Origin of the sequence: Aggregatilinea sp. (assembly GCF_036822615.1) — a bacterium.
Taxonomy (GTDB): Bacteria; Chloroflexota; Anaerolineae; order Aggregatilineales; family Aggregatilineaceae; genus Aggregatilinea.
The window spans coordinates 1-24,522 of the sequence record NZ_DAISHJ010000024.1 but is presented as its reverse complement, the minus strand read 5'-3'; the positions used below and the strand labels follow the sequence as shown (position 1 = coordinate 24,522).

Annotated in this window: 21 protein-coding genes; 17 read left to right on the top strand and 4 right to left on the bottom strand. The window is 62.8% G+C overall.

Going from position 1 to position 24,522, the window contains the following annotated elements; translation table 11 throughout:
• The first annotated feature begins 29 nt into the window (after positions 1 to 29).
• The 3 genes from V7116_RS09900 (at position 30) to V7116_RS09890 (ending at position 2,964) form a co-directional block, all read left to right on the top strand.
• A complete protein-coding gene (locus V7116_RS09900) occupies positions 30 to 1,052 on the top strand; it encodes a FecCD family ABC transporter permease (RefSeq protein WP_324391755.1) in 1,023 nt (340 codons plus the stop codon).
• A 102-nt stretch (positions 1,053 to 1,154) separates the two neighbouring features.
• Positions 1,155 to 1,979 carry an ABC transporter ATP-binding protein gene (locus V7116_RS09895; protein ID WP_324391754.1) on the top strand — a complete coding sequence of 275 codons (825 nt, stop codon included), beginning with the start codon at positions 1,155 to 1,157 and terminating at the stop codon, positions 1,977 to 1,979.
• 211 nt (positions 1,980 to 2,190) lie between these two features.
• Positions 2,191 to 2,964 carry a glycosyltransferase gene (locus V7116_RS09890; RefSeq protein ID WP_324391753.1) on the top strand — a complete coding sequence of 258 codons (774 nt, stop codon included), beginning with the start codon at positions 2,191 to 2,193 and terminating at the stop codon, positions 2,962 to 2,964.
• A gap of 73 nt (positions 2,965 to 3,037) precedes the next feature.
• Here V7116_RS09890 and htpG read toward each other — a convergent pair whose 3' ends face one another.
• The 3 genes from htpG to V7116_RS09875 all read right to left on the bottom strand — a co-directional run bounded on the left by htpG (position 3,038) and on the right by V7116_RS09875 (position 6,461).
• Complete coding sequence (gene htpG / locus V7116_RS09885; protein WP_324391752.1) at positions 3,038 to 4,981, bottom strand: molecular chaperone HtpG; 1,944 nt, start codon at positions 4,979 to 4,981, stop codon at positions 3,038 to 3,040.
• A gap of 175 nt (positions 4,982 to 5,156) precedes the next feature.
• On the bottom strand, positions 5,157 to 5,702 hold the full coding sequence (locus tag V7116_RS09880; RefSeq protein ID WP_324391751.1) for a dihydrofolate reductase family protein: 546 nt from the start codon (positions 5,700 to 5,702) through the stop codon (positions 5,157 to 5,159).
• 81 nt (positions 5,703 to 5,783) lie between these two features.
• Positions 5,784 to 6,461: a helix-turn-helix domain-containing protein gene (locus V7116_RS09875; RefSeq protein ID WP_324391750.1), complete on the bottom strand. Its 678-nt coding sequence runs from the start codon at positions 6,459 to 6,461 to the stop codon at positions 5,784 to 5,786.
• A 340-nt stretch (positions 6,462 to 6,801) separates the two neighbouring features.
• On the opposite strand from V7116_RS09875, the gene V7116_RS09870 reads away from it, so the two are divergent.
• The 3 genes from V7116_RS09870 (at position 6,802) to V7116_RS09860 (ending at position 10,160) form a co-directional block, all read left to right on the top strand.
• On the top strand, positions 6,802 to 8,157 hold the full coding sequence (locus V7116_RS09870; protein WP_324391749.1) for an SH3 domain-containing protein: 1,356 nt from the start codon (positions 6,802 to 6,804) through the stop codon (positions 8,155 to 8,157).
• Positions 8,158 to 8,353: 196 nt separating this feature from the next.
• Positions 8,354 to 9,385 (top strand): alpha/beta hydrolase family protein, encoded by a 1,032-nt coding sequence (locus tag V7116_RS09865; RefSeq protein ID WP_324391748.1) that lies wholly within the window; start codon positions 8,354 to 8,356, stop codon positions 9,383 to 9,385.
• 232 nt (positions 9,386 to 9,617) lie between these two features.
• The gene (locus V7116_RS09860) at positions 9,618 to 10,160 is read left to right on the top strand and encodes a hypothetical protein (RefSeq protein WP_324391747.1); all 543 of its coding nucleotides are present in this window, start codon (positions 9,618 to 9,620) and stop codon (positions 10,158 to 10,160) included.
• 92 nt (positions 10,161 to 10,252) lie between these two features.
• Here the strand turns inward: V7116_RS09860 and V7116_RS09855 are convergent, their stop codons facing one another.
• The gene (locus V7116_RS09855; RefSeq protein ID WP_324391746.1) at positions 10,253 to 11,644 is read right to left on the bottom strand and encodes an amidohydrolase family protein; all 1,392 of its coding nucleotides are present in this window, start codon (positions 11,642 to 11,644) and stop codon (positions 10,253 to 10,255) included.
• Positions 11,645 to 11,884: 240 nt separating this feature from the next.
• Here V7116_RS09855 and V7116_RS09850 point away from each other — a divergent pair, with 240 nt between their 5' ends.
• From V7116_RS09850 to V7116_RS09800, 11 genes are all read left to right on the top strand, one after another.
• Positions 11,885 to 12,838: a sugar-binding transcriptional regulator gene (locus V7116_RS09850; protein ID WP_324391745.1), complete on the top strand. Its 954-nt coding sequence runs from the start codon at positions 11,885 to 11,887 to the stop codon at positions 12,836 to 12,838.
• Between the two features lie 181 nt (positions 12,839 to 13,019).
• On the top strand, positions 13,020 to 13,991 hold the full coding sequence (locus V7116_RS09845) for a sugar-binding transcriptional regulator (RefSeq protein WP_324391744.1): 972 nt from the start codon (positions 13,020 to 13,022) through the stop codon (positions 13,989 to 13,991).
• A 12-nt stretch (positions 13,992 to 14,003) separates the two neighbouring features.
• Positions 14,004 to 14,684 carry a ribulose-phosphate 3-epimerase gene (gene rpe, locus V7116_RS09840; RefSeq protein WP_324391743.1) on the top strand — a complete coding sequence of 227 codons (681 nt, stop codon included), beginning with the start codon at positions 14,004 to 14,006 and terminating at the stop codon, positions 14,682 to 14,684.
• A 365-nt stretch (positions 14,685 to 15,049) separates the two neighbouring features.
• A complete protein-coding gene (locus tag V7116_RS09835; protein WP_324391742.1) occupies positions 15,050 to 15,607 on the top strand; it encodes an SIS domain-containing protein in 558 nt (185 codons plus the stop codon).
• Positions 15,604 to 16,659 carry an alcohol dehydrogenase catalytic domain-containing protein gene (locus tag V7116_RS09830; protein WP_324391741.1) on the top strand — a complete coding sequence of 352 codons (1,056 nt, stop codon included), beginning with the start codon at positions 15,604 to 15,606 and terminating at the stop codon, positions 16,657 to 16,659. The genes V7116_RS09835 and V7116_RS09830 overlap by 4 nt, the downstream gene beginning before the upstream one ends.
• 9 nt (positions 16,660 to 16,668) lie before the next feature.
• Positions 16,669 to 18,021 (top strand): NAD(P)H-dependent oxidoreductase, encoded by a 1,353-nt coding sequence (locus V7116_RS09825; RefSeq protein WP_324391740.1) that lies wholly within the window; start codon positions 16,669 to 16,671, stop codon positions 18,019 to 18,021.
• A 200-nt stretch (positions 18,022 to 18,221) separates the two neighbouring features.
• Positions 18,222 to 19,274: a sugar ABC transporter substrate-binding protein gene (locus V7116_RS09820; protein ID WP_324391739.1), complete on the top strand. Its 1,053-nt coding sequence runs from the start codon at positions 18,222 to 18,224 to the stop codon at positions 19,272 to 19,274.
• Between the two features lie 135 nt (positions 19,275 to 19,409).
• On the top strand, positions 19,410 to 20,585 hold the full coding sequence (locus tag V7116_RS09815; RefSeq protein ID WP_324391738.1) for an ABC transporter permease: 1,176 nt from the start codon (positions 19,410 to 19,412) through the stop codon (positions 20,583 to 20,585).
• Positions 20,586 to 20,589: 4 nt separating this feature from the next.
• A complete protein-coding gene (locus V7116_RS09810; RefSeq protein WP_324391737.1) occupies positions 20,590 to 22,113 on the top strand; it encodes a sugar ABC transporter ATP-binding protein in 1,524 nt (507 codons plus the stop codon).
• Positions 22,100 to 23,155 (top strand): ABC transporter permease, encoded by a 1,056-nt coding sequence (locus V7116_RS09805; protein WP_324391736.1) that lies wholly within the window; start codon positions 22,100 to 22,102, stop codon positions 23,153 to 23,155. Before V7116_RS09810 ends, V7116_RS09805 begins: the two co-directional genes overlap by 14 nt.
• Before the next feature lie 3 nt (positions 23,156 to 23,158).
• Positions 23,159 to 24,522, top strand: a 1,364-nt coding sequence (locus V7116_RS09800; protein WP_324391735.1) for an FGGY-family carbohydrate kinase, incomplete at its 3' end; no start/stop codon positions are given.

Sequence of the window (24,522 nt, the reverse complement as noted above, 5' to 3'; positions counted from 1 at the left end):
CGGCTTCTCGTCGGCTGCCTGGCGCGCAAATGAGTGTGGAACGCCGCCAGGCAGTTCTCTACATTCTGCTGCTGGTCCTGCCGCTGCCGCTGGCCGTGTATACCATCGGATTGGGGCGATACGAGATCGCGCCGGGAGATGTGGTTCGCGCGCTGGCGGACTGGGTGACCGTGGGCCACAACGCCAGCGACTTGCCGGATCTGGCCTACGACATCGTGATACGCGTGCGCCTGCCGCGTATCGCCGCCGCGATGCTCATCGGCGGCAATCTCGCCGTGACCGGGGCGGCCTTCCAGGGGATTTTTCGGAATCCCCTGGTCGATTCCAACATCCTGGGCGTGACGTCCGGCGCGGGCTTCGGCGCGGCGCTGATGCTGCTGCTGAAGGGGTCCACGCTGGAAGTGCAGATGTCCGCGTTTTTCTTCGGGATGCTAGCGGTGCTGGCGGCCTACGCCGCCAGCCGCCTGTACCACACGGCCCCGCTGCTGATGCTGACCCTGGTCGGAATCGTGATCGGGTCGTTTTTCTCCTCGCTGACGTCCCTGTTGAAATATGTCGCCGATCCGCTCGACGCGCTGCCCGCGATCACGTACTGGCTGATGGGCGGGCTGACGTCCGTCACGCAGCGCGATCTTCCCATGCTGGGGTTGATTTCCATCACGGGCATGATCTCGCTGTGGCTGGTGCGCTGGCGGCTGAACGTGCTCTCGATGGGAGACAGCGAGGCGCTGGCGTTGGGGCTGAACCCCACCCGGCTCAAGGTGATCATCATCCTGTTCAGCACGCTGATGACGGCGGCGGCGGTGTCGGTGGGCGGGGTGATCGGCTGGGTCGGGCTGGTCGTGCCGCACGCCGCGCGTACCCTGGTCGGGCCGAGCCACCTGCGCCTGATCCCGGCGACGATTGCGATGGGTATGGTGTTTTTGCTGCTGATCGATACCCTGTCGCGCACGATGCTGCCGGGCGAGGTGCCGCTGGGCGTCTTCACGGGCATTGTCGGCGCGCCGCTGCTGCTGATCATTTTGCGGGTGAATAAAACCGGATGGAAATGACCCTATGTCGGAAACCCTCATCCCCCGACCCCTTCTCCCTCAGGGCGAAGGGGCGCAAGCTGCCGGAGGGCGTTGGCCGTGTATGATGAGGCTGGGGCGAATTTGCCTTCCATAGTTGGGCCGAGCCTGTTACGCGCCGAGGCGATCAATTACCGTTACACGCCCGAACGCCAGATCTTGCACGACGTAAGCCTGTCCGTTCCGGCGCAGTCGGTGATGTTTCTGCTGGGGCATAACGGCTGTGGCAAAACGACGCTGCTCGAAATTCTGAGCGGGGTGCGCGACGTTCAGCAGGGTGAGGTCTTTTTTCGTGACGAAGCTCTGCACCGCCTGCCGCCCGCCGTGCGCGCGCAGCGCGTGGGGCTGGTCCCGCAGATTCACGCGCCTGCGTTCGCCTATACCGTGCGCGACGTGGTGCTGATGGGCCGCACGCCGCATATGGGCTTTTTGGGCACGCCGGGACGCGCCGACTACGAGATCGTGGACGAGGCGATCGAGCGGACGGGGCTTGGCCCGTTCCGCAACCGCGCTTACACCGAATTGAGCGGCGGCGAGCGCCAACTGGCGCTCATTGCGCGCGGGCTGGCGCAGCAAACGCGCGTGCTGCTGCTCGACGAGCCGACCGCGCACCTGGACCCGCGCAACCAGCATACCGTGCTGGAAATGATCGCCGATCTGGCGAGCCAGGACGTGTCGTTCGTGATCTCCTCGCACAATCCCAACAGCGCGCTGTTGTATGGCGACTACGTGGCGGTGATGAAAGCCGGGCACATAACCACGTTGGGCACGCCGCAGGCCGTGCTGACCGAAGACGTGCTGAACGATGCCTACGACATGGCGATGGACGTGATCTACGAGGCGAACGTGGTCCGCGCGATCCTGCCGCGCCGGGCGCGGTATGCGCCGCGCGCCACATACCGGGCGTAGAGGGGGCGGAAAGAGGCGCTGCATTCCGCACGGGGATCCATCGTCATGCTGGATTTTTGGCGCGCAAGAGATTACTTTTTTGAAACGTAATTGGGAGGTGTGGATTTTGCACTCTGGGGTATTATTCACACTGTCTATCGTGAAGCCGCTCCCGCATTCATACAAATAGGGGTGACTTCGACTGTTACGCGAACAGAAGGTGAGATTTCCCGTGCAATCCCAACCCACAGCTTCCCCCCACGAGGACCGGCGTCTGGTCGTCGTGGTGATTCCTACCTACGACGAAAAAGACAACATCGCGGACCTGATCGCCGATATCTTGAGCCAGCAGCCGAAGTGTGAAGGCTTCGACCTGGAAGTCCTGGTATCCGACAGCCATTCCCAGGACGGCACGCGCGAGATCGTGACCGAGATCGGCGCGGCGAACCCGAAGGTTCACCTGCTCGACGTGCGCGAACGCGGCATCGGCTTGGGCCTGTACAGCGGCTTCACGCACGCGATCAACGATCTGGGCGCGGACGTGCTGATCGAGATCGACGCGGACTTCCAGCACAACCCGTCGGACATCCCCGCGCTGCTGGGGGGCATCCGCGAGGGCTACGACGTGGTGATCGGCTCGCGCTTCGTGCCGGGCAGCGTCAACCAGATGCCGCTGCACCGCCGCATTTTGAGCGTGGGGGCGAACCTCGTCATCCGCACCATGCTGGGTCTGAAGCACATCACCGAGATCACGACGTCGTATCGCGCGTTCACCAAGGCGATCTTCCTGAAGGTCGATCCCGATTCGGTCCCGTGGCGCAAAGAAAAGTCGTTCATCGCCGTGCCGGTGTTCCTGGTGCGCATGATCGACGCGGGCGCTTCCGCCAAAGAAGTGCCGATGACGATGCACCCGCGCGTGCGCGGCTACTCCAAGATGGACTTTTCGCGGTACATCCGCGACATCTTTGTGTTTTCGATCAAGTCCCGGTTGGGTATGGACAAGTAGCACGGGCAGGCTGTTGTTCGAGGAAAATCAACCGCCGCCGGATCGCGCGATCCGGCGGCGGTTTGCGTTGAGGTCAGTTTGTGCCGTCCGTGTTAGGTCGCGTGGCAAGCTGGAGGATGTCCAGCAGGTCGGAGGCCAGCACGCCGGGGTTGGGGTGGATGCCGTCCGCCAGCATCGCCAGCTCGTAGAGCATATCGACGCCGCGTTCCAACACGGGATCGCTGCGATCGGCGTGCAGCCGTTCCGCGAGGTTGGCGATCAGCGGGTGGTGCGGATTGATTTCCAGAATGCGCGCGGTGTCGGTCACTTCTTTGTCGAGCATCCTGTAGAGCCGTTCCTGGTGGCGGTCCATCGTCCCGGCGGGCGTCACGAGGCGAACCGGTCCACGCGCCAGCAGCTTGCTGGCCCGCACCGACTTCACGCGCTCGCCCAGCCGCCCGGTGATGTAACTCACGAGGTCATCCAGCTCGCCCGCTTCGACCGTTTCCTCGTCCGGCGCTTCCTCCGGCGTTTGCCCGACGCCTTCCAGGCTAAGGTCGTCCGCATCCACGGCGACGAAGGCGTGTCCCTTGTAGTTCATCAGGCTGGGGACCAGCAGCCCGTCGATGGTATCCGTCAGGTACAGCACGTTGATGCCGCGCGCGCGGAACGCATCGAGGTGCACGCTGCGCGCGGCGGCTTCCTCGTTGTCGGCCACGACGTAATAAATCGCGTCCTGCCCTTCCGCCAGATTCTCGACGTACTCATCCAGCGTGACCAGCCCCTCGCCCTGGCTGGACGCGAAGCGCAGAAGCGGCAGCAGGCGATCGCGGTTGGCGTAGTCGGAGACCGCGCCGTGCTTGAGGAAGGCGCGGAACTCGTGCCAGAACGCGGTGTAGTCTTCGGGTGACTGTTCGGCCAGCGCCTTGATGTCGTTGATCACGTTGCGCGCCAGCACGTTCTTGAGCTTGCCGACCAGCGGATTGTCCTGAACCGTCTCGCGGCTGACGTTGAGCGGCAGGTCTTCGCTGTCTACCACGCCCTGCACGAACCACAGATATTCCGGCAGCAGGTCGGTGTTGTACTCATCGATCAGCACTTTGCGCGCGTAGAGCTTAAGGCCCGGTTCCTTGCGCGGCGTGAACATCGAGCGCTCGGCGCTGTGCGGGATGTAGAGCAGGGCGTAAAACTGGAGCGGCGCGTCGGCGCGGGTGTGAATCACGCGGCGCGGCGGCTCGAAGTCGAGCGTCAGGGATGAGTAGAAGCTGTTGTAAGCGTCCTGGTCGATCTCGTCCGGCGATTTGCGCCAGAGCGCGGTCTGCTGGTTGACGGGTTCCGCCGCGTGCTCCTCGGCGGTCTCCTCCTGATCGTCGGGCGTTTCTTCCTCGTCGGGCGCGGCGACTTTGCCGAGGTAGATCGGGAAGTTCACGTAGTCGGAGTGGCGCTTGATGATGTCGCGCAGCCGCCATTCGGAGGCGAACTCGGCGGCATCGTCGCGCAGCCGGATCAGGATGTCCGTGCCCCGGTGTTCTTTTTCCGCCGGTTCGATCTCGTAACCTTCATCGCCGCCGGACGAGATCCAGCGCACGGCTTCCGCGTCGGGCCGGTACGAGCGCGAGGTGACCTCGACGCGATCCGCGACCATGAAGACGCTGTAAAAGCCAACGCCGAACTGCCCGATGATCTCGGTGGCGGTGGGGGCGGCTTCGCCCTGACCAACTTGATCGAGGAAGGCGCGCGCACCGCTGCGGGCGATCACGCCCAGGCCGTCCACGATTTCGTCGGCGGTCATGCCGATGCCCGTATCGCTGATCAGGATCGTGTGGTTGGCTTCGTCGACGGTGATGTGGATCGCCAGATCGGCGTCGCGGTCGAAAACGTCCTCGTTGGTGAGCATCTCGAAGCGCACGCGGTTGAGCGCGTCTGAGGCGTTGGAGATGATCTCGCGCAGGAAGATCTCGCGGTCTTTGTAGAGCGAGTGCACAAGAATATTGAGAAGCTGTTTGATCTCAGCCTGAAAGGTATGGGTTTCTGCCATCGCGCAGACTCCTAGCTTTGTTCAAGTTCCAACGCTGTTATACATAGTGACGCATTAGATTTATACCAGAGCCGCATAAGAATCAAGGTAGAAAAACGGAGAACCGAGGAATGCAAAAAAAGGAGCGCCCTGCCGCGCTCCTTCGTGTAGAGGTTTCGGGGTGCTTCAGAAGGCGTCAGGCGTCGTGCCGGGCGCGGTAGGTCAGCGCCACCACACCGGAACCGACCGGCTTTGCCTCGACCAGATCTAGTTTCGTTTGCGCGCCGTCCTCGAATAGATGCGATCCGGTTCCCCTTACGACGGGATAGACCAGCAGCCGGTATTCGTCGATCAGGTCGTGCGCGATCAACGTCTGGATCAACGTGCCGCTGCCGTAGACCAGCAGGTCGCCGCCATCCGCGGCCTTGAGCTGTTTGATCTGGCCGATGATGTCGCCCTTGAGCAGCGTTGTGTTCTGCCAGTCTGCGCGGTCGAGGGTGGTCGTGGCGACGTACTTGGGCATGCCGTTCATCTGCTCGCCGCCTTCTTCGGCGGGGCGATCCGGCCACGCGGCGGCGAAGCCGTCATACGTCACGCGGCCCAGCAGCAAGCCGCCCGCGTTGATCATTTCGTCGCCTTTGAACTGCGCGATCTCGTCGTTCCAGTAGTCTAAAGACCACTTATCCGGCTCGTCCAGTACGCCGTCGAGGGTGATGAACTGCGACACGATGATTTTGTGCATGGGGAGTTCTCCTTTGGTTCGTGCCGTTCACTGTTCTCAGGATACGCCAGCCCCGGCGCGTTGTATTGTATGAAACGGACACTATCCGGCCTGGGCGGCACGGACGAGCTGCGCGGGCGTCTGCCCGGCGAAGTGTTTGAGGGCGCGCGTCATGTGAGCCTGATCGAAGTAGCCCGCGTCGTAGGCCGTATCCAGGATCGATGCGCCCCGTTCCAGCAGCGCCACGGCGCGCTGTGCGCGCTCGATCTGCCGGATTGTGCTGTATGTCAGCCCGGTGGCGCGTAAGAGATGGCGGCGCAGGGTGCGAGGTGTCAGATCGGAGGGCTGGCCGTGCAGGGCGGCTTCGATGACAACATCCCGCACCAGCAGTCCTTCCCGTACCAGCCGGGCGATGAACGTATCCGTGTTGTCGAAGCTGGGGAATTCCCACGTCGAGCCGTGCAGCCAGAAGGTCCGGCCCACACCGCGAGGCAGGTTGACTTCTTCGTTGACCAGCGAGGGGGCAGGGAGGTGGGGCATAAACGTGCCCATCTTGAACACGATGCCGAGAAATTCCGCGTCGGTCGGAATGGGGGCGGGACGGGCTTTCGTTTCCGGGCCGCGCAGGGTGAGATCAATCTGGCCCTCCCGCCGCGTCACGACCATTTCCCAGTTGGCCGCCGCGCGCGACATGAACGAACCGCCGCCCTCGCTTTGGGTGCTCCAGATCATCTCGACCAGCGGCGAATCGGATGGACGCATCTCAAAGTCGAAGCCCATACGGCCTCCCTCTTTTTCTCTTGTTTATTACATAAAAGTGATAGTAATTCAGAATATTAGACCGTATGTTCTGAACTGTCAAAACGCACCGCCGAAAGAATGCGACTTTTTTCACGGATTTTATTGAATATTTAGAAGACTAATTTCTAAATTCATCTATAATGATCGTGATTACTGCCTCTGCAAAAATCCTGCGGCGCCGGTAAACATGCGATGCCATGCAGCGATGTCCTTTTGGGGTGTTTCCTGCCCTGAAGGGCGCTTTGCCTGCCTGCCCGCTTCGACGCCCGCCGCGCTCGTCCGCATACTAGCTGCCTACGACTGATAAGAAAGGACTCCTATGCTCACGACACGCCGTTTTTGGGGATTGCTCGCTGCCGCCCTGCTCGTGCTGGCCGGGCTTTCCGGCTCCGCTGCTGCTCAGGGACCGGATCAACTTGTTTTGGGCCAACCCGTATCGGTGACGCTCGCCACGGCGGGCGAAACGGCCAGCCTGGGCTACAGCGTGGCCGAGGGCCGCGCCGTGACCCTGCTGGCGATCAGCCAGACGGTGCCGCCGACGCTCGCAGTGGTGCGCGACGGGAAGCCTGTTGCCGCGCTTGAGAACGCCGAAGGCGCGCTGAGCATCACGCTGAACGCGTACCTGCCCGCCGGGGATTATACGGTCGAGGTGGGCGGCGTGAACGGCGGCACCGGGGATGTTGTCGTGCTCGTCCAGACCGAGACGCCTGTTACGCCTACGCCGCTGGTCACAGGCAGCCCCGCATCGGGCACGCTAGGCACGCAGTCGCCGTTTGCGGTGTATACATTCACCGCCCTGAGCGAACCTGCCTACTTGTATGCCGATTCGCTGCTGCCGGAAACGGGACTGCATTTCCGCGTATTGAACGTCACGACCGGCGACGTGAGCGCCGACCTGAGCGGCGATCTGCCCGGCGCGCGCCTGACGATTCCGGCGGGCACCGCGGAATACCAGCTTGAGATGACCTATGGCGAGCCGGGCGCCGACCAGCCCTTCACCCTGTGCTTCAGCCCGATCGGCGCGGATAGCTGCGCCGGGGGCGCAACCGTTCCGCCGACCGGGGAACCCTCGCCGGTGCCCGCTTCGGCCTGCGTGGTGACTCCGGCAGGCGGCGGCAGCGTCAACATCCGCCAGACGATCAGCGTTGATTCCAGCATCGTGACCGTGCTGCCTTCGGGCGCGTCGGCGGATGTGACCGGCGTATCGCCCGATTCGGCATGGTTCCAGGTGAGCTACAGCGGCATGACCGGCTGGGCCGCGATGTCCGTCCTGGTCGCCACCGGTGACTGTGCGACCTTGCCGATCGTGACGCCGCCCGCGATTCCGGCTGGCCAGCCCATGCCGACGGCTGTGCCGACAAACGCGCCTACCGCTGCGCCGACGATGCCGCCGTCCGCACCGCCCACGGCTGCCCCGACTGCGACGCCGATGCCGTCCGGCCCCTGCGTCGTGAGCTTCACGGCGGACGAGCTGTATTACACCCAGCCCGAAGCGCTGCCGGATTACATCTTTGACCAGATCATGGCCGGAGGCGAACTGATCATGGTCGGGCGGTGGGACGCCAATCCGTCGTGGTACAAAACCAGTTCCGGCATGTGGTGGCCCAACGCCGTGGGGACCGCCGGAATTCTCAGTGGCGGCTGCTCCAGCCTGCCGATGGTGAGCTGGCCGTAACGCCTGCTGATACCTGCCTGAACGAAGAACGCTCGGTCAAAAGCCGGGCGTTTTTGATGCTGCTGCGGTGCGGGAACGAAAATCACATAGGGCAATCGACGGGTAGCGGGGGCGGGCAGCCGCGCGGAAAACCGCTATAACTGAAAAAGTTATGCCGAGAAGCATCTCAGTAATGGTAGAGGATACGAGGTGGCGTATGGCCGGATGGTTTTCTCACAGGCGCAGGGCGCTGTTCGCGTTGGCGGCGGCGCTGCTGATGGTTTCCGGCGCGATCGGCCCGGTGCTGGCCCAGGGCGGCGAACAGGACGGCACGGCGGAACCGTTTGAAATCGGCAGTGACCTGACGATCGACGCGCTGCGCGACATAGATATCCAGGGCAGCGAGATCACGCTTGAGCAGCAGCTCGCTAACGGATTCAACTACTCGCAGTACATCGCCAGTTATGTATCCGAAGGCAATAAGATTTACGGGCTGCTGACGATCCCCTTTGGCGAGCCGCCGGAGGGCGGGTTCAAGGCGATCGTGTTCAATCACGGCTACATCCCGCCGACGAGCTACGTGACGACGGAACGCTACGTCGCTTATGTAGGCACGCTGGCGAGCCACGGCTTCGTGGTGTTCAAAATTGACATGCGCGGGCATGGTATTTCGGAGGGCGAGCCGACCGGCACGTACTTCTCTCCGGCCTATACCATCGACGCGATTGCCGCGTTCAAGAGCCTGCAAACCCTCGATTTTGTCGATCCTGACGGCATTGGGATGTGGGGACACAGCATGGCGGGCAATCTCGTGCTGCGCGCGATGGAAGTCGAGCCGGGCATCAAGGCCGGGGTGATCTGGGCGGGCGCGGTCTACAGCTACGACGATTTCACAACGTATCGTATCTCGGACCCGTCGGGCCCACCGAGCGACGTCATAACGCCCAGCCGCCTGCGCGGCCAGGAACTGCGCGAGGCGTATGGAGAGCCGAACAGCGCCGAGCCGTTCTGGCAGGCCGTGTCGCTCACCGAGCACATCGATTACCTGGAAAGCCCGCTGCAGCTTCACCATGCCACAGACGATCCGGTGGTGAACGTCGGCTATTCCCGCGATCTGGTCAGCGTGCTTCAAGCACACGACAAGGTTTACGAGTTTTACGAATATGAGGGCGGGGGGCACGATATCGACGTGCCGTATTTCAACACGGCGATGGAGCGCACGATCGCGTTCTTCGACAAGTACCTCTAGCTCGGCGCGGCATTCCCGCGTCGCTGCCCAGATCGGATGAGGAAGCAGACGTCCCGTACTATCACTCGATGGCACGGGACGTTTACGTTTTTAGTTCGTCACTTATAAAAACTTTGTAAATAAACTAGCTTGAATTTTTGTGTTTTTTAGTACATATGTAGCGTTGATGGTGTCTTAATTCGAAGTGTATGATACTAAGAGAGTTTCTTATTGGCTAAAGGAGAAGACGCCCGTGCCCACATTCACAAGCTACGATCCTGATGCTAAAGTAATCGGCCAGAACGCGTTATCGTTTATCCAGAACGTCAATTCGGACGACATCCTCCCCATCCTTAAAAAGTACGGTCTGTCGCAGATCGATCCCGGCACATGGTACCCACTGCAACAATGGCTCAATGTGCTGAGCGAAATCTCCGAGCAGAATAACGCGATGTTCAACATGGTTGCGATTGGCGCGGCGATTTCCGAAACGGCGATCCTGCCGCCGGGCGCCGAGAACCTTTCCCTCGAACAGATCCTGTTCGCCATTAACGATGTCTACCAGATGCAGCACCAGGGCAATGTCGGCCACATCGCAACTGAAAAGGTCAGTGACACGCACATCAAGCTGACGGTGTGCGTCCCCTATCCCGATGATCTCGAATATGGCACCACGTACGGGTTCGTACGGCGATTTTTACCGTCCAGCGATTCATTCAATGTGTTCTACGATGCCGACACGCTGCGGCATGACGAGGGTGGGGACTGCACGGTGATCCACGTTCAGTGGGAGTGAGGCTGGCCCTGGGCCAATCCCGGTTATGTGTGACCATTTGAAATGAGCGGGGCTGTCGAGTTCGACAGCCCCATTCTTTTTTACACGCGGCCCTACGGCTGGAATTCGTCGTGAATGTAGGGGATCAGAGGCTCGCCGCGCTCGACCATGTCCATGTAATAGGCCAGGAACTCGTCGGCCCATCCCTGCGCGCGCGCCATGATCGCCTGTTCGTCCAGGTGTACGAGCTGCTGATCGCGCATGAGCAGATCGCCGTCCACGATCACGTCCGCGACGTCGGCCCCGGTTCCGTTCACCGTGATGAACGTGCTCAGGACCTGCGGAATCAGCGGGAACAGGCGCGTGTTGCGCGACAGGTCGATCGTGATGATGTCCGCTTTTTTGCCCGGCTCCAGCGTGCCGATCTCGTCCTGAAGGTTGAGCGCCCGCGCGCCGTTCACCGTCGCCATTTCCAGCGGCGTCCAGGGCATCAGCCCGCGCATCTCGCGCGGCATGATGGCGTGCTGCTGCGACACGGAGAGCATCGCTTTGAACATGTCATGCGTGGGCATATCGGTCCCCAGGCCGACATTGACGCCCATCGCCATCATCTTGGGCACGTAGGCCACGTTGCCAAGCATCGAGTTGGTCGGCGGGCAGTGCGCCGCGGAGGATCCCGTTTCGGCGTAGAGCGCCATTTCTTCGTCGTTCAGCACACAACTGTGGAAAAACAGGCTCTTGGGCCCCATCAGCCCCAGGTCGTAGGCGCGGCGCACTTCGCCTTCGGGCCAGACCGACCGCGCGCGCTTCGATTCGTCCACCGATTCCGCGAGGTGCGTGGCGAAACCGACGTCGTACCGGTTGGCGAGCGCGGCACACTCTTTGAGGAACCACTCGTGGCAGTTGTAGGTGGCCGAGGCGTGCACGCGGTACGTCACGCGCCCGTTGGCGGCGCCGTGCCACTTCTGGATGGCGGCTTCGGTCCGCGCCAGATCGTCTTCGGGCCCCTTGCTGTCCTTCAGGCGCAGGCTGGTGACCAGGGTGGGCGAGTTTTCGACACGCAGGCCGGAATCGACCGCGGCGCGCCCGGCTTCATCGGGCCACATGAAGCAGTCCTGCACGGTCGTCGTACCGGACTTCAGCAGGTGCATGAACCCCAACATTTCCAGATCGTAGGCCGCTTCTTCGGGGATCCAGCACCACGCGGGCCATACCACGCGGTCCAGCGCGTCACCGATACCGGTGAGGGGCGAAGCGAGGAAGCCGAACAGGGTAAACATGTGGCACTCACCCACGTGATTGTGGGCGTCTACCAGGCCGGGCATCACCAGCTTGTCGCTGGCGTCGATGACCACATCCGCCATTGGTTCGTAGTGCGCCAGGTCAGCCGTGGGACCCACTGCCTGAATGTGGCTGTCCTCAATATAAATGGCGCCATTTTCAAGGATGTTGAACGGAAGTGACTGGACGATGAAACGAGCGTTCTTTATGAGCATGGTCTTCATACTACTCATCTCCTAGCCCAATACAGAAAGTCGCACCCTTAGCATACAACAAAAAATCGAGAATAGTGTAGGAAAAAGGAGGGGGATCTCTGAAATGTTACGGCTAATTTCCTTGAGTTCCCCGGATAATTTTGTGGTGCCACGGAAGACTTAGACAAACACGCAGCCCCCTGGTAGACTGGACGCAGCGAGAAAATAGCTTTTTTACCGTGCAGTGGTACGTTACTGGCGATAATTCTTATGGCGCGCAAACCCAATCCCGTCGATCTCCGGCTGCTCGGCAAAGTCAGCAAGCTGTATTACGAGCAAAACCTGACGCAGCAGGAGATTTCCGAACGCCTGCGCCTTTCGCGCCCGAAGGTGTCGCGCCTGATCCAGCAGGCGCACAAAGAAGGCATCGTGCAGATCACAGTCGTGTCACCGCCCGGCAGCTATACCGATCTCGAGCAGCAGCTTGAGGAGAAGTACGGGCTGCAGGAAGTCGTGGTGATCGATACGGACGGCAGCGCCCCGCAGGACGCGGTGTCACGGCAGATCGGCATTGCGGCGGCGGACTACCTCCAGCAGACGATCCAGGACGGCGACGTGATCGGCGTCTTCTGGGGCGTGACGCTCAACAACATGGTGAGCGCCCTGCAGCGCTGCGACGCCTGCAACGTGCACGTCGTCCAGATGGTCGGCGGGTTGGGACCGCCGGAAGCGGAAGAACACGCGACCGGGTTGTGCCGCCGCATGGCGCAGCTTCTCAACGGCAAACTGACGCTGCTGCCCGCGCCGGGGCTGGTGGATAACGCGCAGGTCAAAGAAGTGCTGCTCTCCGACAGCTACGTGCGCAATGCGTTCCAGATGTTTTCGCGGATTACCGTCGCGTTTCTGGGCATTGGCGCGGCCTCCCCGACGTCGTGGATCATGCGCAATGACGTACTGAGTACCGCCGAATTGAACGATCTGCGGGCGGCGGGCGCGGTGGGCGAGACGGCGCTGCGTTTCTTCGACGCGCAGGGCCAGCCAGTCGAGACGCCGTTGAATGACCGCATCCTCGGGATCACGCTGGACGAGCTGAAACAGATCGATCGCGTGGTGGGGATGGTCGGCGGGCCGGAAAAGGTGGACGTGGTGCGCGCCGCCATGCGGGGGCACCTGATCGACGTGCTGATCACCGACCACCTCAGCGCGCAGGCGCTTCTGGTCTGATCCGCTCCGGCACCGTTTACTGCTGCTCAGCGAGCCGCCCTCAGGGGCGGCTTTTTTTGTTGCGTGTGGACCGCGAACCGCTTGACAGCCGCCCCTTTCTCCATTACGATAATGCGTAAGTGAACCAATGCTCATTACTGAACAAAATTTCAATAATGCTGATAAAGACAGGTTAAACAGCGTGCCCGCTCTCTCCCAACCCGCCGATTTACGCCTTCTCAGCAAGGTGAGCAAGCTCTACTATGAGCGGCATCTCACCCAGCAGCAAATTGCCGAGCGGCTGCACCTGTCGCGCTCCAAAGTGTCGCGCCTGCTCCAACAGGCCGAACAACAAGGCATCGTGCAAATCAGCATCGTGATGCCTTCCGGCGGTTTTGCCCACATCGAAAATGAACTGGAAGCGCGCTTCGGCCTGAAGGAAGCGATCGTCGTGGACGTGGACGAGAACGCCTCGTCCGCCGCGGTGGTGACCTCGCTGGGCGCGGCAGGCGCGGCCTATCTGCACCGCATGGTCGAAGATGGCGACGTGCTCGGCATTACGTGGGGCACGACGCTCAACGCGATGGTGAACGCGCTGCGCCCCTACGAGACGCGCCGGGTGCACATCGTGCAGGTGATCGGCGGATTGGGCGCGCCAGAGGCGGAGATTCACGCGACGGACATCAGCAGCCGGTTGGCGCACCTGTTGGGCGCAAAACTGACGCTGATTCCCGCGCCGGGCATCGTGGCCGACCTGCGCACCAAGTCCGCGCTGCTGTCGGACAGTCACGTGCAGAGCGCGTTTGGCCTGTTTCCCTCGATCACGATGGCGTTCGTGGGGATCGGCGTGCCGGAACCAACGTCGGTGGTGATGTGCGATGGCTCGATCATGACGCAGGCGCAGTTGGACAGCGTGCTCGCGCTGGGTGCAGTGGGCGACATCGGCCTGCGATTTTTTGATGCGGAAGGCGTTCCGGTCCGGTCCGCGCTGGACGATCTGGTGATCGGAATCACGCTGGAACAGCTCCAGCGCATCGAGCGCGTGATCGGCGTCGCGGGCGGGCTGAACAAAGCGCCCGCCGTGTATGCCGCGCTGCGTGGGCGGCTGATCAATGTGCTGATCACGGATCGCGCGCTGGCGACCTGCTTGTTGGATCGTTCGCCGGATGAATAAGAGGATTCGCTGATGACACTGCCGGTTAGGATTTCCGCTTCTCTGCTTGCCGCCGATTTTACGCGGCTCGGCCAGCAGATCGAGCAGGCGGAATGCGCGGGCGTGGACTGGATTCACGTCGATGTCATGGACGGCACGTTCGTGCCGCCGATTTCGTTTGGCTTGCCCATCATCCAGGCGGCGCGCAGGGTGACGGCGCTGCCGCTGGACGTGCACCTGATGATCGTGCACCCCGAACGGCATATCGAGGCGATGGTCGATGCTGGCGCGGCGTGGGTGACGGTGCATTACGAGACGTGCCCCCACCTGCACCGCGTCGTGCAGCAGATCCGCGAAGCCGGAGCGCACCCGTCGGTGGCGATCAACCCGGCGACGCCGGTCTGCCTGTTGGACGATATTCTGCCGTTCGTAGATATGGTGCTGGTGATGACCGTTAATCCGGGCTACGGCGGGCAGCGGTTCGTGGACACCACGCTGCGCAAGATCGGCGATCTGCGCGCGCGGATCGAATCGCTGGGCCGCGAAATCGAGATCGAAGTCGATGGCGGCATCCATGCCGGGACCGCGCCGGACGTGGTCACCAGCGGCGCGAGCGTGCTGGTGGCGGGCACGGCGATTTATGGCGGGTCCGGCAGCGTCGTGGCGAACACCGCCGCGCTGCGCGAGAGTGTGTTGGGCGAGACAGTACGGTAGAGCCTTATGTAACCGCAGACCTGTTTTTCAATCGACAACCGGCGGCTTGAGGCAGTTTTCAGCCGCCACGCACGGTTTAGCGCACGTAAACCGATCCGCGTTGAGGCCAATGCCTCCACGCCATTTTGACATCGTTACTTCCCGTACGCACCCTACAAAACCAGGCTGATTAAGTCGTTGACAAAGCGATCGAGTGCGCATATTATGGGGATATTGAGCAAATCATCATTAATGAGAATATGTTCAATAATTCATCAAGCGAACGCTGACGGTACGTGCGCAGGCACGAAGTAAGGAGCTGGGTGGTGTTACCGGAGACGATATTCGAGACGGCTCGTGACGTTCTCCAAAAGGAGAGCGCGAGTGTGGCGGCCCTGGCCGCGCAGCTCGACGAGTGTTTCATCGATGTGGCTTACGCGCTGCTCAACTGCACCGGGCACGTCCTGGTGGCGGGATCGGGCACGTCGCACGCGGTCGCGGCGCGCACGGCGCACCTGCTGACCTGCTGCGGCACACCGGCGCTGTTCATTCACCCCGGCGACAGCCAGCACGGGCTGGCGGGCGCAGTGACGGCCAACGACACGCTGATCGCCATTTCCAAAGGCGGCGAAACGGTCGAAGTCAATTATCTGGCCGGATACGCGAAGGATCGCGGCGCGACCGTGATCGCCTTCACCGAAAAGCCGGATTCGACGCTGGGGAGGATGAGCGATCACGTGCTCGAAATTCACCCCGCGCCGGACGTGGACCCCTACGGCATGATCGCCACGGGAAGCTCGCTGACAGTGTGCGCAATGGCCGACGCGCTAAGCGTGGTGCTGTTGGGGCTGCGCGGCTACACCAAAGAAGCCTTCGGGCAGACGCATCCCGGCGGCGCGGTGGGACACGCGCTGGCATCGGAGCGAGAGGACGGCGCACGGTGAACGCGGTCGTCTTTCGTGGCGCGGGCCAGATTGCCTGCGAGGAAGTGCCCTATCCCGACCTGCCCACCGACGGCGCAATCCTCAAGGTGACCGCGTGCGGCATCTGCGGCGGCGACCTGCGCGCCTACAAGCATGGGCTGCGCGCCGACCGCGACTTCCAGATTCTCGGCCACGAGATTTCGGGCGTGATCGCGGAAGTGGGGCCGGAGGTCACGGATTATAAGGTGGGCGAGCGCATCGCCGTGGCGGCGGACGTGTCGTGCGGCAAGTGCTACTACTGTAAGGCCGGGTTCTACAACCTGTGTGAAGACTGGAAGCTGCTGGGCCTGGATTATGCAGGCGGCATGACTGACTACATGCAGCTTCCGGCGACGATTTTGCAGCACGGCATCATTCATCGCATCCCCGAAACGCTCTCCGACCGGCGTTCGGCCCTGGCCGAACCTGCGTCGTCGGTGCTGTGGGCGCAGCAAACGCTCAACGTGCAGCCCGGCGAGGTCGTCGTGATCATCGGCGACGGGCCGATCGGCGCGCTGCACGTCCAGGTGGCGAAGCTGCGCGGCGCGAAGCCGATCATGGTCGGCGTGACGGGCGGGCGGCTGGACATCTTCAAGAACCGCGACATGGGCACGTGGAAAGTGTTCGACAACAACCTGACGGACGTCGTGGCGGACGTGCGCGATCTGACCGAGGGGCGCGGCGCGGACGTGGCGATCGTGGCCTGCCCGGTGAAGTCGGCGCAGGCGCAGGCGGTCGAGATCGTGCGCAAGCGTGGGCGCGTGGGACTGTTCGGCGGCCTGCCGAAAGCGGACCCGATCACGCAGCTCGACAGCAACCGCATCCACTACAACGAACTCAGCATCGTGGGGAATTTCTCGTATCACCCCAGCATGCATCAGGTCGCGCTCGACCTGCTGGATCGCGGTCTGATCGAGGCCGACAAGATTATCACCGCCGTCTATCCGCTGACCGAAGTCCAGGCGGCGTTCCAGGCGGCGATGGATGCCACCGAGTTAAAAGTTGTGCTGGCCCCTAACGAAAATCTGGATTGAGAGAGCGCCATGTTTGGCTTATCCGAAGATCTCAAAGCACTCGAAACTTCTGAACGCTTCATCCGCACGGGCTTGATCGGCGCGGGGCAGATGGGCACGGACATCGTGAGTCAGGTGTCGCTGATGCCGTCGCAGCACGTCGTGATCATCGCGGACATCGACCTCGACCGCGCCGTGAACGCCTACGGCATTGCGGGCCACAATCGTGAGTGCGTCGCCGTGGCCGAAACGCTCGACGATGTGAACCGCGCGCGGATGCAGGACAAATTCGTGGCGGTGGGCGACTATCGCCTCGTAACCGACGCGCCGCAGATCGACGCGATCATCGAATCAACCGGGCATCCCGAAGTGAGCGCGCGCGCGGCGCTGCGCACGCTGTTCCAGCGCAAGCACCTCGTCACGATGAGCGTCGAGATGGACATCACGGTCGGCCCGCTGCTGAAGTGGTACGCGGACCAGCACGGCGTGATCTACGCCATCGGTGCGGGCGACGAGCCGAGCGCGCTGTACGAGCTGTACGACTTCGCCACGGCGCTGGGCCTGACCATCGTCGCGGCGGGCAAGGGCAAGAACAACCCGCTCAACCGCGACGCCGTGCCGGAAGATCTGGCCGAGGAAGCCGCGCGGCGCGGCCTGACGCCCGAAATGCTGATCGAGTTCGTGGACGGCTCTAAGACCATGATCGAGATGGCGTGCGTGGCGAACGCGACGGGCCTCGTGCCGGATGTCTTTGGTCTGCACGGCCCGCACGTTAACATCGCTGAGTTCAAGGACGTCTTCGCGCTGAAGTCGCAGGGCGGGCTGCTGAATCAGAACGGCGTGGTCGATTACGTGATTGGCGACCTCGCGCCGGGCGTGTTCCTGGTCTTCACCACCGACAAGCCCCGCCTGCGCGAAGCGCTCGTGCTGCGCGACATGGGCCACGGCCCCAACTACGTGCTGCTGCGCCCGTTCCACCTGTGCAGCATGGAAGTGCCGCTGTCGGTGGCGCAGGCCGTGGTACAGGGCCGCTCGACGATGGCCCCAGGCCGCCGGCTGGTGGCCGAAGTGGTCGCCGTCGCCAAGACGGACCTGGAACCGGGCCGCGAGCTGGAACGCATCGGCGGGCACACGCATTACAGCATGACCGATCGTTACGAAGTCGCCGCCGCCCAACGTGCGCTGCCGGTCGGTCTCGCCAAGGGCGCGGTGATTACCCATCCCGTGAAGAAGGGCGAGATTATCACCTACGACGACGTGCAACTGCCGTCGGGGTCGGTGGCGATCCGCCTGCGGGAACTACAGGATCGCTGGATGGCGGGCGAGATCGACGAGCCGACGCTGCTGCAAACGCTCAACGAGATCGCTGCGCAGAACACCTGATGTTAAGTTGACAATTTCTTCCGCTGTGTGAAGCTGGCTGCTGGGCATACCGTGACACAAGGAGGTGCGGCGCAACACGATGATGGTTATTCAAATGGCGCGCACCCAACCGCGAAGCTGAGTCGAGATCGACTTCGCGTTGGGCGCGTGCTCAAAAACAGATCCGCTTACGGTGCACTACTAAAGAGAGGATACCAGAAGTGAAAAAGTTTACCCATTTCCTGACCGTGGCTGCCCTCGTTGTGGCCGTTCTGGCTGCGTCGTTCGCGGCGCCGTTTGCCAAGCCCGCTCCTGTGGCGCACGCCCAGGAAGGCCTGACCATCTGCTTCGCGTTCCAGGACCTGGAAACCGAATTCTGGGTGGCCGGTCACCGCGCCATCACCGAAACGCTGGCCGATCTGGGCGTTGACGTGATCGAAGTCAACGGCAACCAGGACGCCAACCGCCAGTTGGAGCAGGTGCGTGACTGCATCGCCCAGGGCGTCGATGGCATCATCATGATCCCGCAGGACGGCGAAAGCGCCGTGACCATCATCGGTGAAGCGAACGATAACGACGTGCCGATCGCTATCTTCAACCGCCCGCCCTCGGACGATAATCCCAATAACGCGCTCGTGATCGTGGCCGACAACGAAATCATCGCGCAGAAGGCCGTCGAGTTCATGGCTCAGCGTGCGATGCGCCAGATCGAAACCACTGGCGAAAAGGTCGTCCCGCTCATCCTGGTCGGTGACCTGGGTGACCCCAACGCGGTGGGCCGTCGTGATGGCTTCTACAACGTGATCGAGAAGTACCCGGACCTGTTCGAAACCCCGATCGAAGTGGCGACCGAGTGGGACGCGGCGACCGCGCTGGCGAACCTGGAAGCCGCGATGCAGGCTAACCCCGACGTCAACTTCATCTTCACGTCGTCGGACTTCCTGTACCCGACCATCCGCTCCGTGCTGGAACCGATGGGCAAGTGGGTTCCCGCCGGGCAGCCGGGCCACGTGATCCTGGGCGGCCTGGACGGCGACGCGACCGCGTGCATGCTGATGAAGGACGGTTACGTGGACGCGACCGGCGTTCAGGACGTGTACTTCGAGGCGCAGGCCAGCATGGACGCGCTGCTGCAGGCGATTCAGGAAGAGAACTACCAGCCGAACGAGATCATCCCGGACCCCGGCTTCGCGCTCACGTTGAGCACGCTGGACTTCGAAGAGATGGACATGTGGGGCTGCGTGCTCTACTCTGAGGGCTTCCTCGACCAGTAAGCCGCACGACGTAGTGATGCGGAACACCGGAGGGCGCGCAGTGATGCCGCCCTCCGGACCCGCCCCGCGCCCGCGACCGCGGAACGCGCACGGCAATACAGAGGCTTGGCGTTTGGTTTGGCTAAGGATACGTTCATGGCAACGGCAGAAAAGTTTTCAGGCGTGGAAGCGAAGATGAACAGCCAGCGCCGCGCGTTGGCTCAGTCCGGCACGAGACAGAATGCGCGCCGGATGCTGAGACGGCTGTTATTCTCCGAGTACTTCATTCTCTACATCAGCATCGCCTATTTCCTCATCCTGGCGATCTTCAAACCGGCGTTGTACCAGCCCGCCAACCTGAGCAATATGCTGGCGAACGCGTGGCCGCTGTTTGCGATTGCGACCGGGCAAACCTTCGTGCTGCTCATCGGCGGCATCGACCTGTCGCAGACGTCGGTGATGGCGATGACGAGCGTTGCAGGGGCGGTCGTCATGGTCGAATCGGCCAGCGCGACCGTGTTGGAGCGCAGCCCGCTGTGGGGCCATCTGCTCACCGAAGAAGGCGGCGTGCTGGCGGGTAGTGCCTACGCGGTCGCGGCGGCGGTGCTGGTGATGCTGCTGATCGGGATGTTCATCGGCCTGCTGAACGGGATCGCCGTGGCGCGCTTCAACATGCCCGCGTTCATGGTGACGCTGGTGTCGATGACGTTCTTCAGCGCCGTCGCCATCTACCTGACCCAATCCGAAAATATTCGCGGCATCCCTGAGAGCTTCCTCAAGCTCGGCAACGGCGACATTATCTCGCTCTATGTGGGCGAAAAAGCGTCGAAGATTACGCGGCGCGACATCCTGTCGTTTATCACCTATCCGGCGCTGATCTCGATGGCGCTGGGGTTCGTCGGGCACATCCTGCTGACGCGCACCGTGTTGGGGCGGCAGATCTACGCCGTGGGCGCGAACCGCGCTGCCGCCGCCGTTTCCGGCGTGCCGGTGAAGCGCGTGATCGTGCTGGTGTTCGTGATCAGCGGGTTCTGCGCGGCGGTCGCCAGCATTTTGTATACGGCGCGACTGGAAGCGGGCCGCCCGACGCTGGGCGAAAACCTGCTGCTCGACGTGGTGGGCGCGGCGGTGATCGGCGGCACGAGCCTGTTCGGCGGCAAGGGCAAGATCCACTGGACGTTCATGGGCGTGCTGTTTTTCGTGCTGCTGTCCAATTCGCTCAACCTGCTGAACCTGTCGGCGTTTTACATCGACATGGTGAAGGGCGGGATCATCCTGCTGGCCGCGCTGACCGACGTGACCCGTACCCGGCTGCTGGCACGGGAGGCTTAAGGTGATGACCGATACCATTTTGGAATTTCGAGAGATTACCAAGACGTTCTTTGGCGTTCACGCGCTGCACGACATTTCACTGGTGGTCCCACGCGGGCATATCCTGGGGCTGATTGGGCAGAACGGTGCGGGCAAAAGCACGCTGATGAATATTCTGGGCGGCGTAATCCGTCCCGACGGCGGCGAAATGCTACTCGACGGCGCGCCTTACCAGCCGCGCAGCGCGTCCGACGCGACGCGCGCCCGGATCGCGTTCATTCATCAGGAACTGAACCTGTTCACCAACCTGAGCATCGCGGAAAACCTGTTTATCGACGCGCTGCCGCGCCGCAAGCCGCTGCCGCTCATCGACCGGGGCACGATCCGCAGACGTACCGAGGAACTGCTGGACTCGGTAGGGCTGGCCGTCGCACCGAACACCATGGTCGAGAAGCTCTCGCCGGGCGAGCGCCAACTGGTCGAGATCATGAAGGCGCTGAGTATCGATGCGAACATCATCATCTTCGACGAGCCCACGACCTCCCTGACGGCGCGCGAGACGGAGCAGCTCTTTGGCATCATCGAGCGGCTGCGCGCGGCGGGCAAAACGATGATCTACATTTCGCATATTCTGGGCGACGTGATGGACATCGCGGACGACATCGCCGTGCTGCGTGACGGCGAACTGGTCGCGCAGGGGCCGAAGGACGACTTCGACGTCAGCCGCATGATCGCGCTGATGGTCGGCCGCAACCTGGAACAGCTTTACCCAATCCGCGAGACGGAACCGTCCGACGACGTGCTGATGGACGTGCAGAACGTGTGCCAGACCGGGATCGTGGAAGACATCAATTTCACGCTGCGTAAGGGCGAGGTGCTGGGCGTCTTCGGTCTGATGGGATCGGGGCGCACAGAGCTGGCGCGGCTGCTCTTCGGCTTGGACGAGTTCGGCACGGGCGAAGTGCGGTTGAACGGCGGCAGCACCTACAACGTCGGCGTGAGCGACAGCATCAAAAACCAGATCGCCTTCGTGACCGAAAATCGGCGCGAAGAGGGACTGCTCATGGAAATGCCCATCGCGGATAACCTGGCGCTGGTGTCGCTGTCGCAGTTCAAGCAGCGTATGACACAGTTCATCCGCCAGGACGATCTGGCGCAAGCCGCCCAGGACGTCACCGCGACGCTGCAAATCAAGTGCGGCAACATCGCCAGCCAGCCCGCCAAGAGTTTGAGCGGCGGCAACCAGCAGAAGGTCGTGATCGCCAAGTGGCTGATGTCGCGCCCGTCGATTTTCATCATGGACGAGCCGACGCGCGGTATCGACGTCGGCGCGAAGTACGAGATCTACTCGATCATCAACGACTTGGCGGGGCAGGGCACAGGCATCCTGTTCATTTCGTCCGAATTGGAAGAGCTGATGGGCATGTGCGACCGCATCCTGGTGATGAGCCGGGGCGAGATCCGGGGCGAGTTCGCCCGGCGCGACTTCAACAAAGAAAACATATTACGGTCTGCCTTCCGCGAGGAGAACGGTCATGAAAGCCTCTAGCCGCGAGCGTTTGACGCTCTTACTGCTGCAAAACACGACGCCGATTTTGTTCGTGGCGATCTTCCTGTTCTTCGGCGTGCAGTCGTCGCAGTTTCTGCAGCCGCAGAACATCGAAAACATCATCAAGCAGGCGTCGTTCATCGGCATGGCCGCCGTAGGCATGACGTTCGTGCTGCTGACCGCCGGGATCGACCTGTCCATTGGCTCGATCATGTACCTCGCACCGCTGGTGGCCGGGCAGGCGATCCGCCACCAGGGCATCGGCGTATTTCCGGCGCTGCTGCTAGCGATGGTCGTCGGCATGCTGTTCGGCGCGGTCAACGGCTTCTGCATCGTCAAGCTGCGCATCGCGCCGTTCATCACCACGCTGGCGACGATGGTCGGCGGGCGCGGGCTGGGCACGGCGATCACGAAATCGCGCTCGCTGGACTTCCCGCAGCCGGTGCTGAACTTTGGCCGCAGCGAAGTGCTGGGCATTCCGCTGCCGATCGTCGTGTTCGTGGTGGTGGTTGCTGTCGGGCACATCGTGCTGACCCGCACGGCATTTGGCCGTCAGGTGTACGCGGTGGGCAACGACGTGGAAGCCGCGAAGAAGGCGGGCATCAAGACCGACCGCGTGCTGGCCGGTGTATACGTCATCAGCGGGCTATGCGCGGCGTTGTCGGGCTTCATCCTGGTGAGCCAGATCGGGCGGCTGGACGCGCCGTTCGGCAAGGGCGACGAGTTCGACGCGATCGCGGCGGCGGTGCTGGGCGGCGCGAGCCTGTTCGGGGGCGTCGGCAACGCCTTCGGCGCAGTGATCGGCGCGGTACTGGTCCAGATGGTGCAGAACGGGCTGGTGTTTACCAACGTGAATCTGTACCTCCAGCCGATGATCCAGGCCACGGTGATCTTCCTGGCGGTGTTCTTCGACAGCCTGCGCGGGATGCGTCTTACCAAGCTGCGCCGCCGCTACATCCGCATCCCCACCGACCGGACCGCCGCACAGCCGCCGCGCGTGGATTCGGCGCGGCACGGCATCGTCAGCAGCTCAGGAGATTGAGACGTGCGGCTCATCGGGCTTGATATCGGCACGACCGGCTGCAAGGCGGCGCTGTTCGACGCGGACGGGGCGCTGATCGCCAGCGCCAGCCGCGAATACCGGGTGGAGATCCCGCACCCGTCGTGGGCGGAGCAGGACGCGGAAGGCGTGTGGACGCTGGCGCAGGCGTCGCTGCGCGAGGTGCTCGTCAAGGCGGGTACGGCGGACGTCGCGGCGATCGGCCTCTCCGTGCAGGGCGAAGCGGTGATCCCGGTCGATGCGAACGGGCGCGCGCTGCGTCCGGCGATCCTGGGCATGGATACCCGCACGGATGCCCAAAACGCGTGGCTGCGCGAGCGGTTCGGCGCGGAATGGCTGTTCGAGCATACGGGCATGCCGGTGCACACGATCAACACGCTGCCCAAGCTGCTGTGGCTGAAGGAACACGAGCCGGAGATCTGGCGCGACGCGGCGCACTTCCTGCTGTACGAAGATTTCCTGATCTCGAAAATGACCGGGCAGCGCGCCATCAGCCGCTGCCTCGCGTCTCGCACGCAGGTCGCGGATATCCGCACGGGCGACTGGTCCGCGCCAATCCTCGACGCGCTGGGCCTGGACCCGGGGCGGTTGTCCCCGGTGCTGCCATCCGGATCGGCTGTCGCGCCGATGACGGACGCACTGGCGGAGGCGTTGGGCTTCGCCGCGCCGCCGCTGATCGTCACGGGCGGGCACGATCAGGCCTGCGGCGCGCTGGGCGTCGGGCTGACGCGGCCCGGCCTGGCGATGGTGTCTACCGGGACGGCGGAAGTGGTCGAGGTGGCATTGGACGAGCCCGCGCTCAACGCGGCGTTGTACGAGGGCAACATCTCGATCTATACGCACGTCGTGCCCGGCCTGTACGTGGCGATGACGCTCAATCACAGCGGCGGGCTGCTGCTGCGCTGGTTCCGTGACGCCTTCTGCAACGAGGAGATCGACCGGGCGCGGACGGATGGCGCGGACGCATACGACCTCATCCTGGCCGACGCCTCGTGCGATCCGTCGTCGCTGCTGGTGCTGCCGCACTTCGCGGGCAGCGGCACGCCCACCTTTGACACGGCGTCGAAGGGCGCGATCCTCGGCCTGACCTTCGGCACGACCAAGACCGAAGTCGCCAAGGCACTGTTGGAAGGGTTGACCTACGAGCTGCGCCTCAACCTGGACCTGCTTCGCGACGGCGACGTGCCGATCGAGGAGTTGCGTGCTATCGGCGGCGGGGCGCGTTCGGACTTATGGGTGCAGCTCAAAGCGGACATTACGGGTATTCCGGTCAGCGTGCCGCGCGTGACCGATGCGGCATGTTGGGGCGCGGCGCTGCTGGCGGGCGTGGGCGCGGGCGTCTTCGCGGA

Excerpts from the sequence above, each read along its gene's own strand:
- V7116_RS09825 (WP_324391740.1), top strand. The coding sequence starts at position 16,669 with ATGTTTGGCTTATCCGAAGATCTCAAAGCACTCGAAACTTCTGAACGC.
- V7116_RS09865 (WP_324391748.1), top strand. The coding sequence starts at position 8,354 with ATGGCCGGATGGTTTTCTCACAGGCGCAGGGCGCTGTTCGCGTTGGCG.
- htpG (WP_324391752.1), bottom strand. The coding sequence starts at position 4,981 with ATGGCAGAAACCCATACCTTTCAGGCTGAGATCAAACAGCTTCTCAAT.
- V7116_RS09880 (WP_324391751.1), bottom strand. The coding sequence starts at position 5,702 with ATGCACAAAATCATCGTGTCGCAGTTCATCACCCTCGACGGCGTACTG.
- V7116_RS09805 (WP_324391736.1), top strand. The coding sequence starts at position 22,100 with ATGAAAGCCTCTAGCCGCGAGCGTTTGACGCTCTTACTGCTGCAAAAC.
- V7116_RS09810 (WP_324391737.1), top strand. The coding sequence starts at position 20,590 with ATGACCGATACCATTTTGGAATTTCGAGAGATTACCAAGACGTTCTTT.
- V7116_RS09815 (WP_324391738.1), top strand. The coding sequence starts at position 19,410 with ATGGCAACGGCAGAAAAGTTTTCAGGCGTGGAAGCGAAGATGAACAGC.
- V7116_RS09900 (WP_324391755.1), top strand. The coding sequence starts at position 30 with ATGAGTGTGGAACGCCGCCAGGCAGTTCTCTACATTCTGCTGCTGGTC.
- V7116_RS09875 (WP_324391750.1), bottom strand. The coding sequence starts at position 6,461 with ATGGGCTTCGACTTTGAGATGCGTCCATCCGATTCGCCGCTGGTCGAG.
- V7116_RS09870 (WP_324391749.1), top strand. The coding sequence starts at position 6,802 with ATGCTCACGACACGCCGTTTTTGGGGATTGCTCGCTGCCGCCCTGCTC.
- V7116_RS09850 (WP_324391745.1), top strand. The coding sequence starts at position 11,885 with ATGGCGCGCAAACCCAATCCCGTCGATCTCCGGCTGCTCGGCAAAGTC.
- V7116_RS09855 (WP_324391746.1), bottom strand. The coding sequence starts at position 11,644 with ATGAAGACCATGCTCATAAAGAACGCTCGTTTCATCGTCCAGTCACTT.
- rpe (WP_324391743.1), top strand. The coding sequence starts at position 14,004 with ATGACACTGCCGGTTAGGATTTCCGCTTCTCTGCTTGCCGCCGATTTT.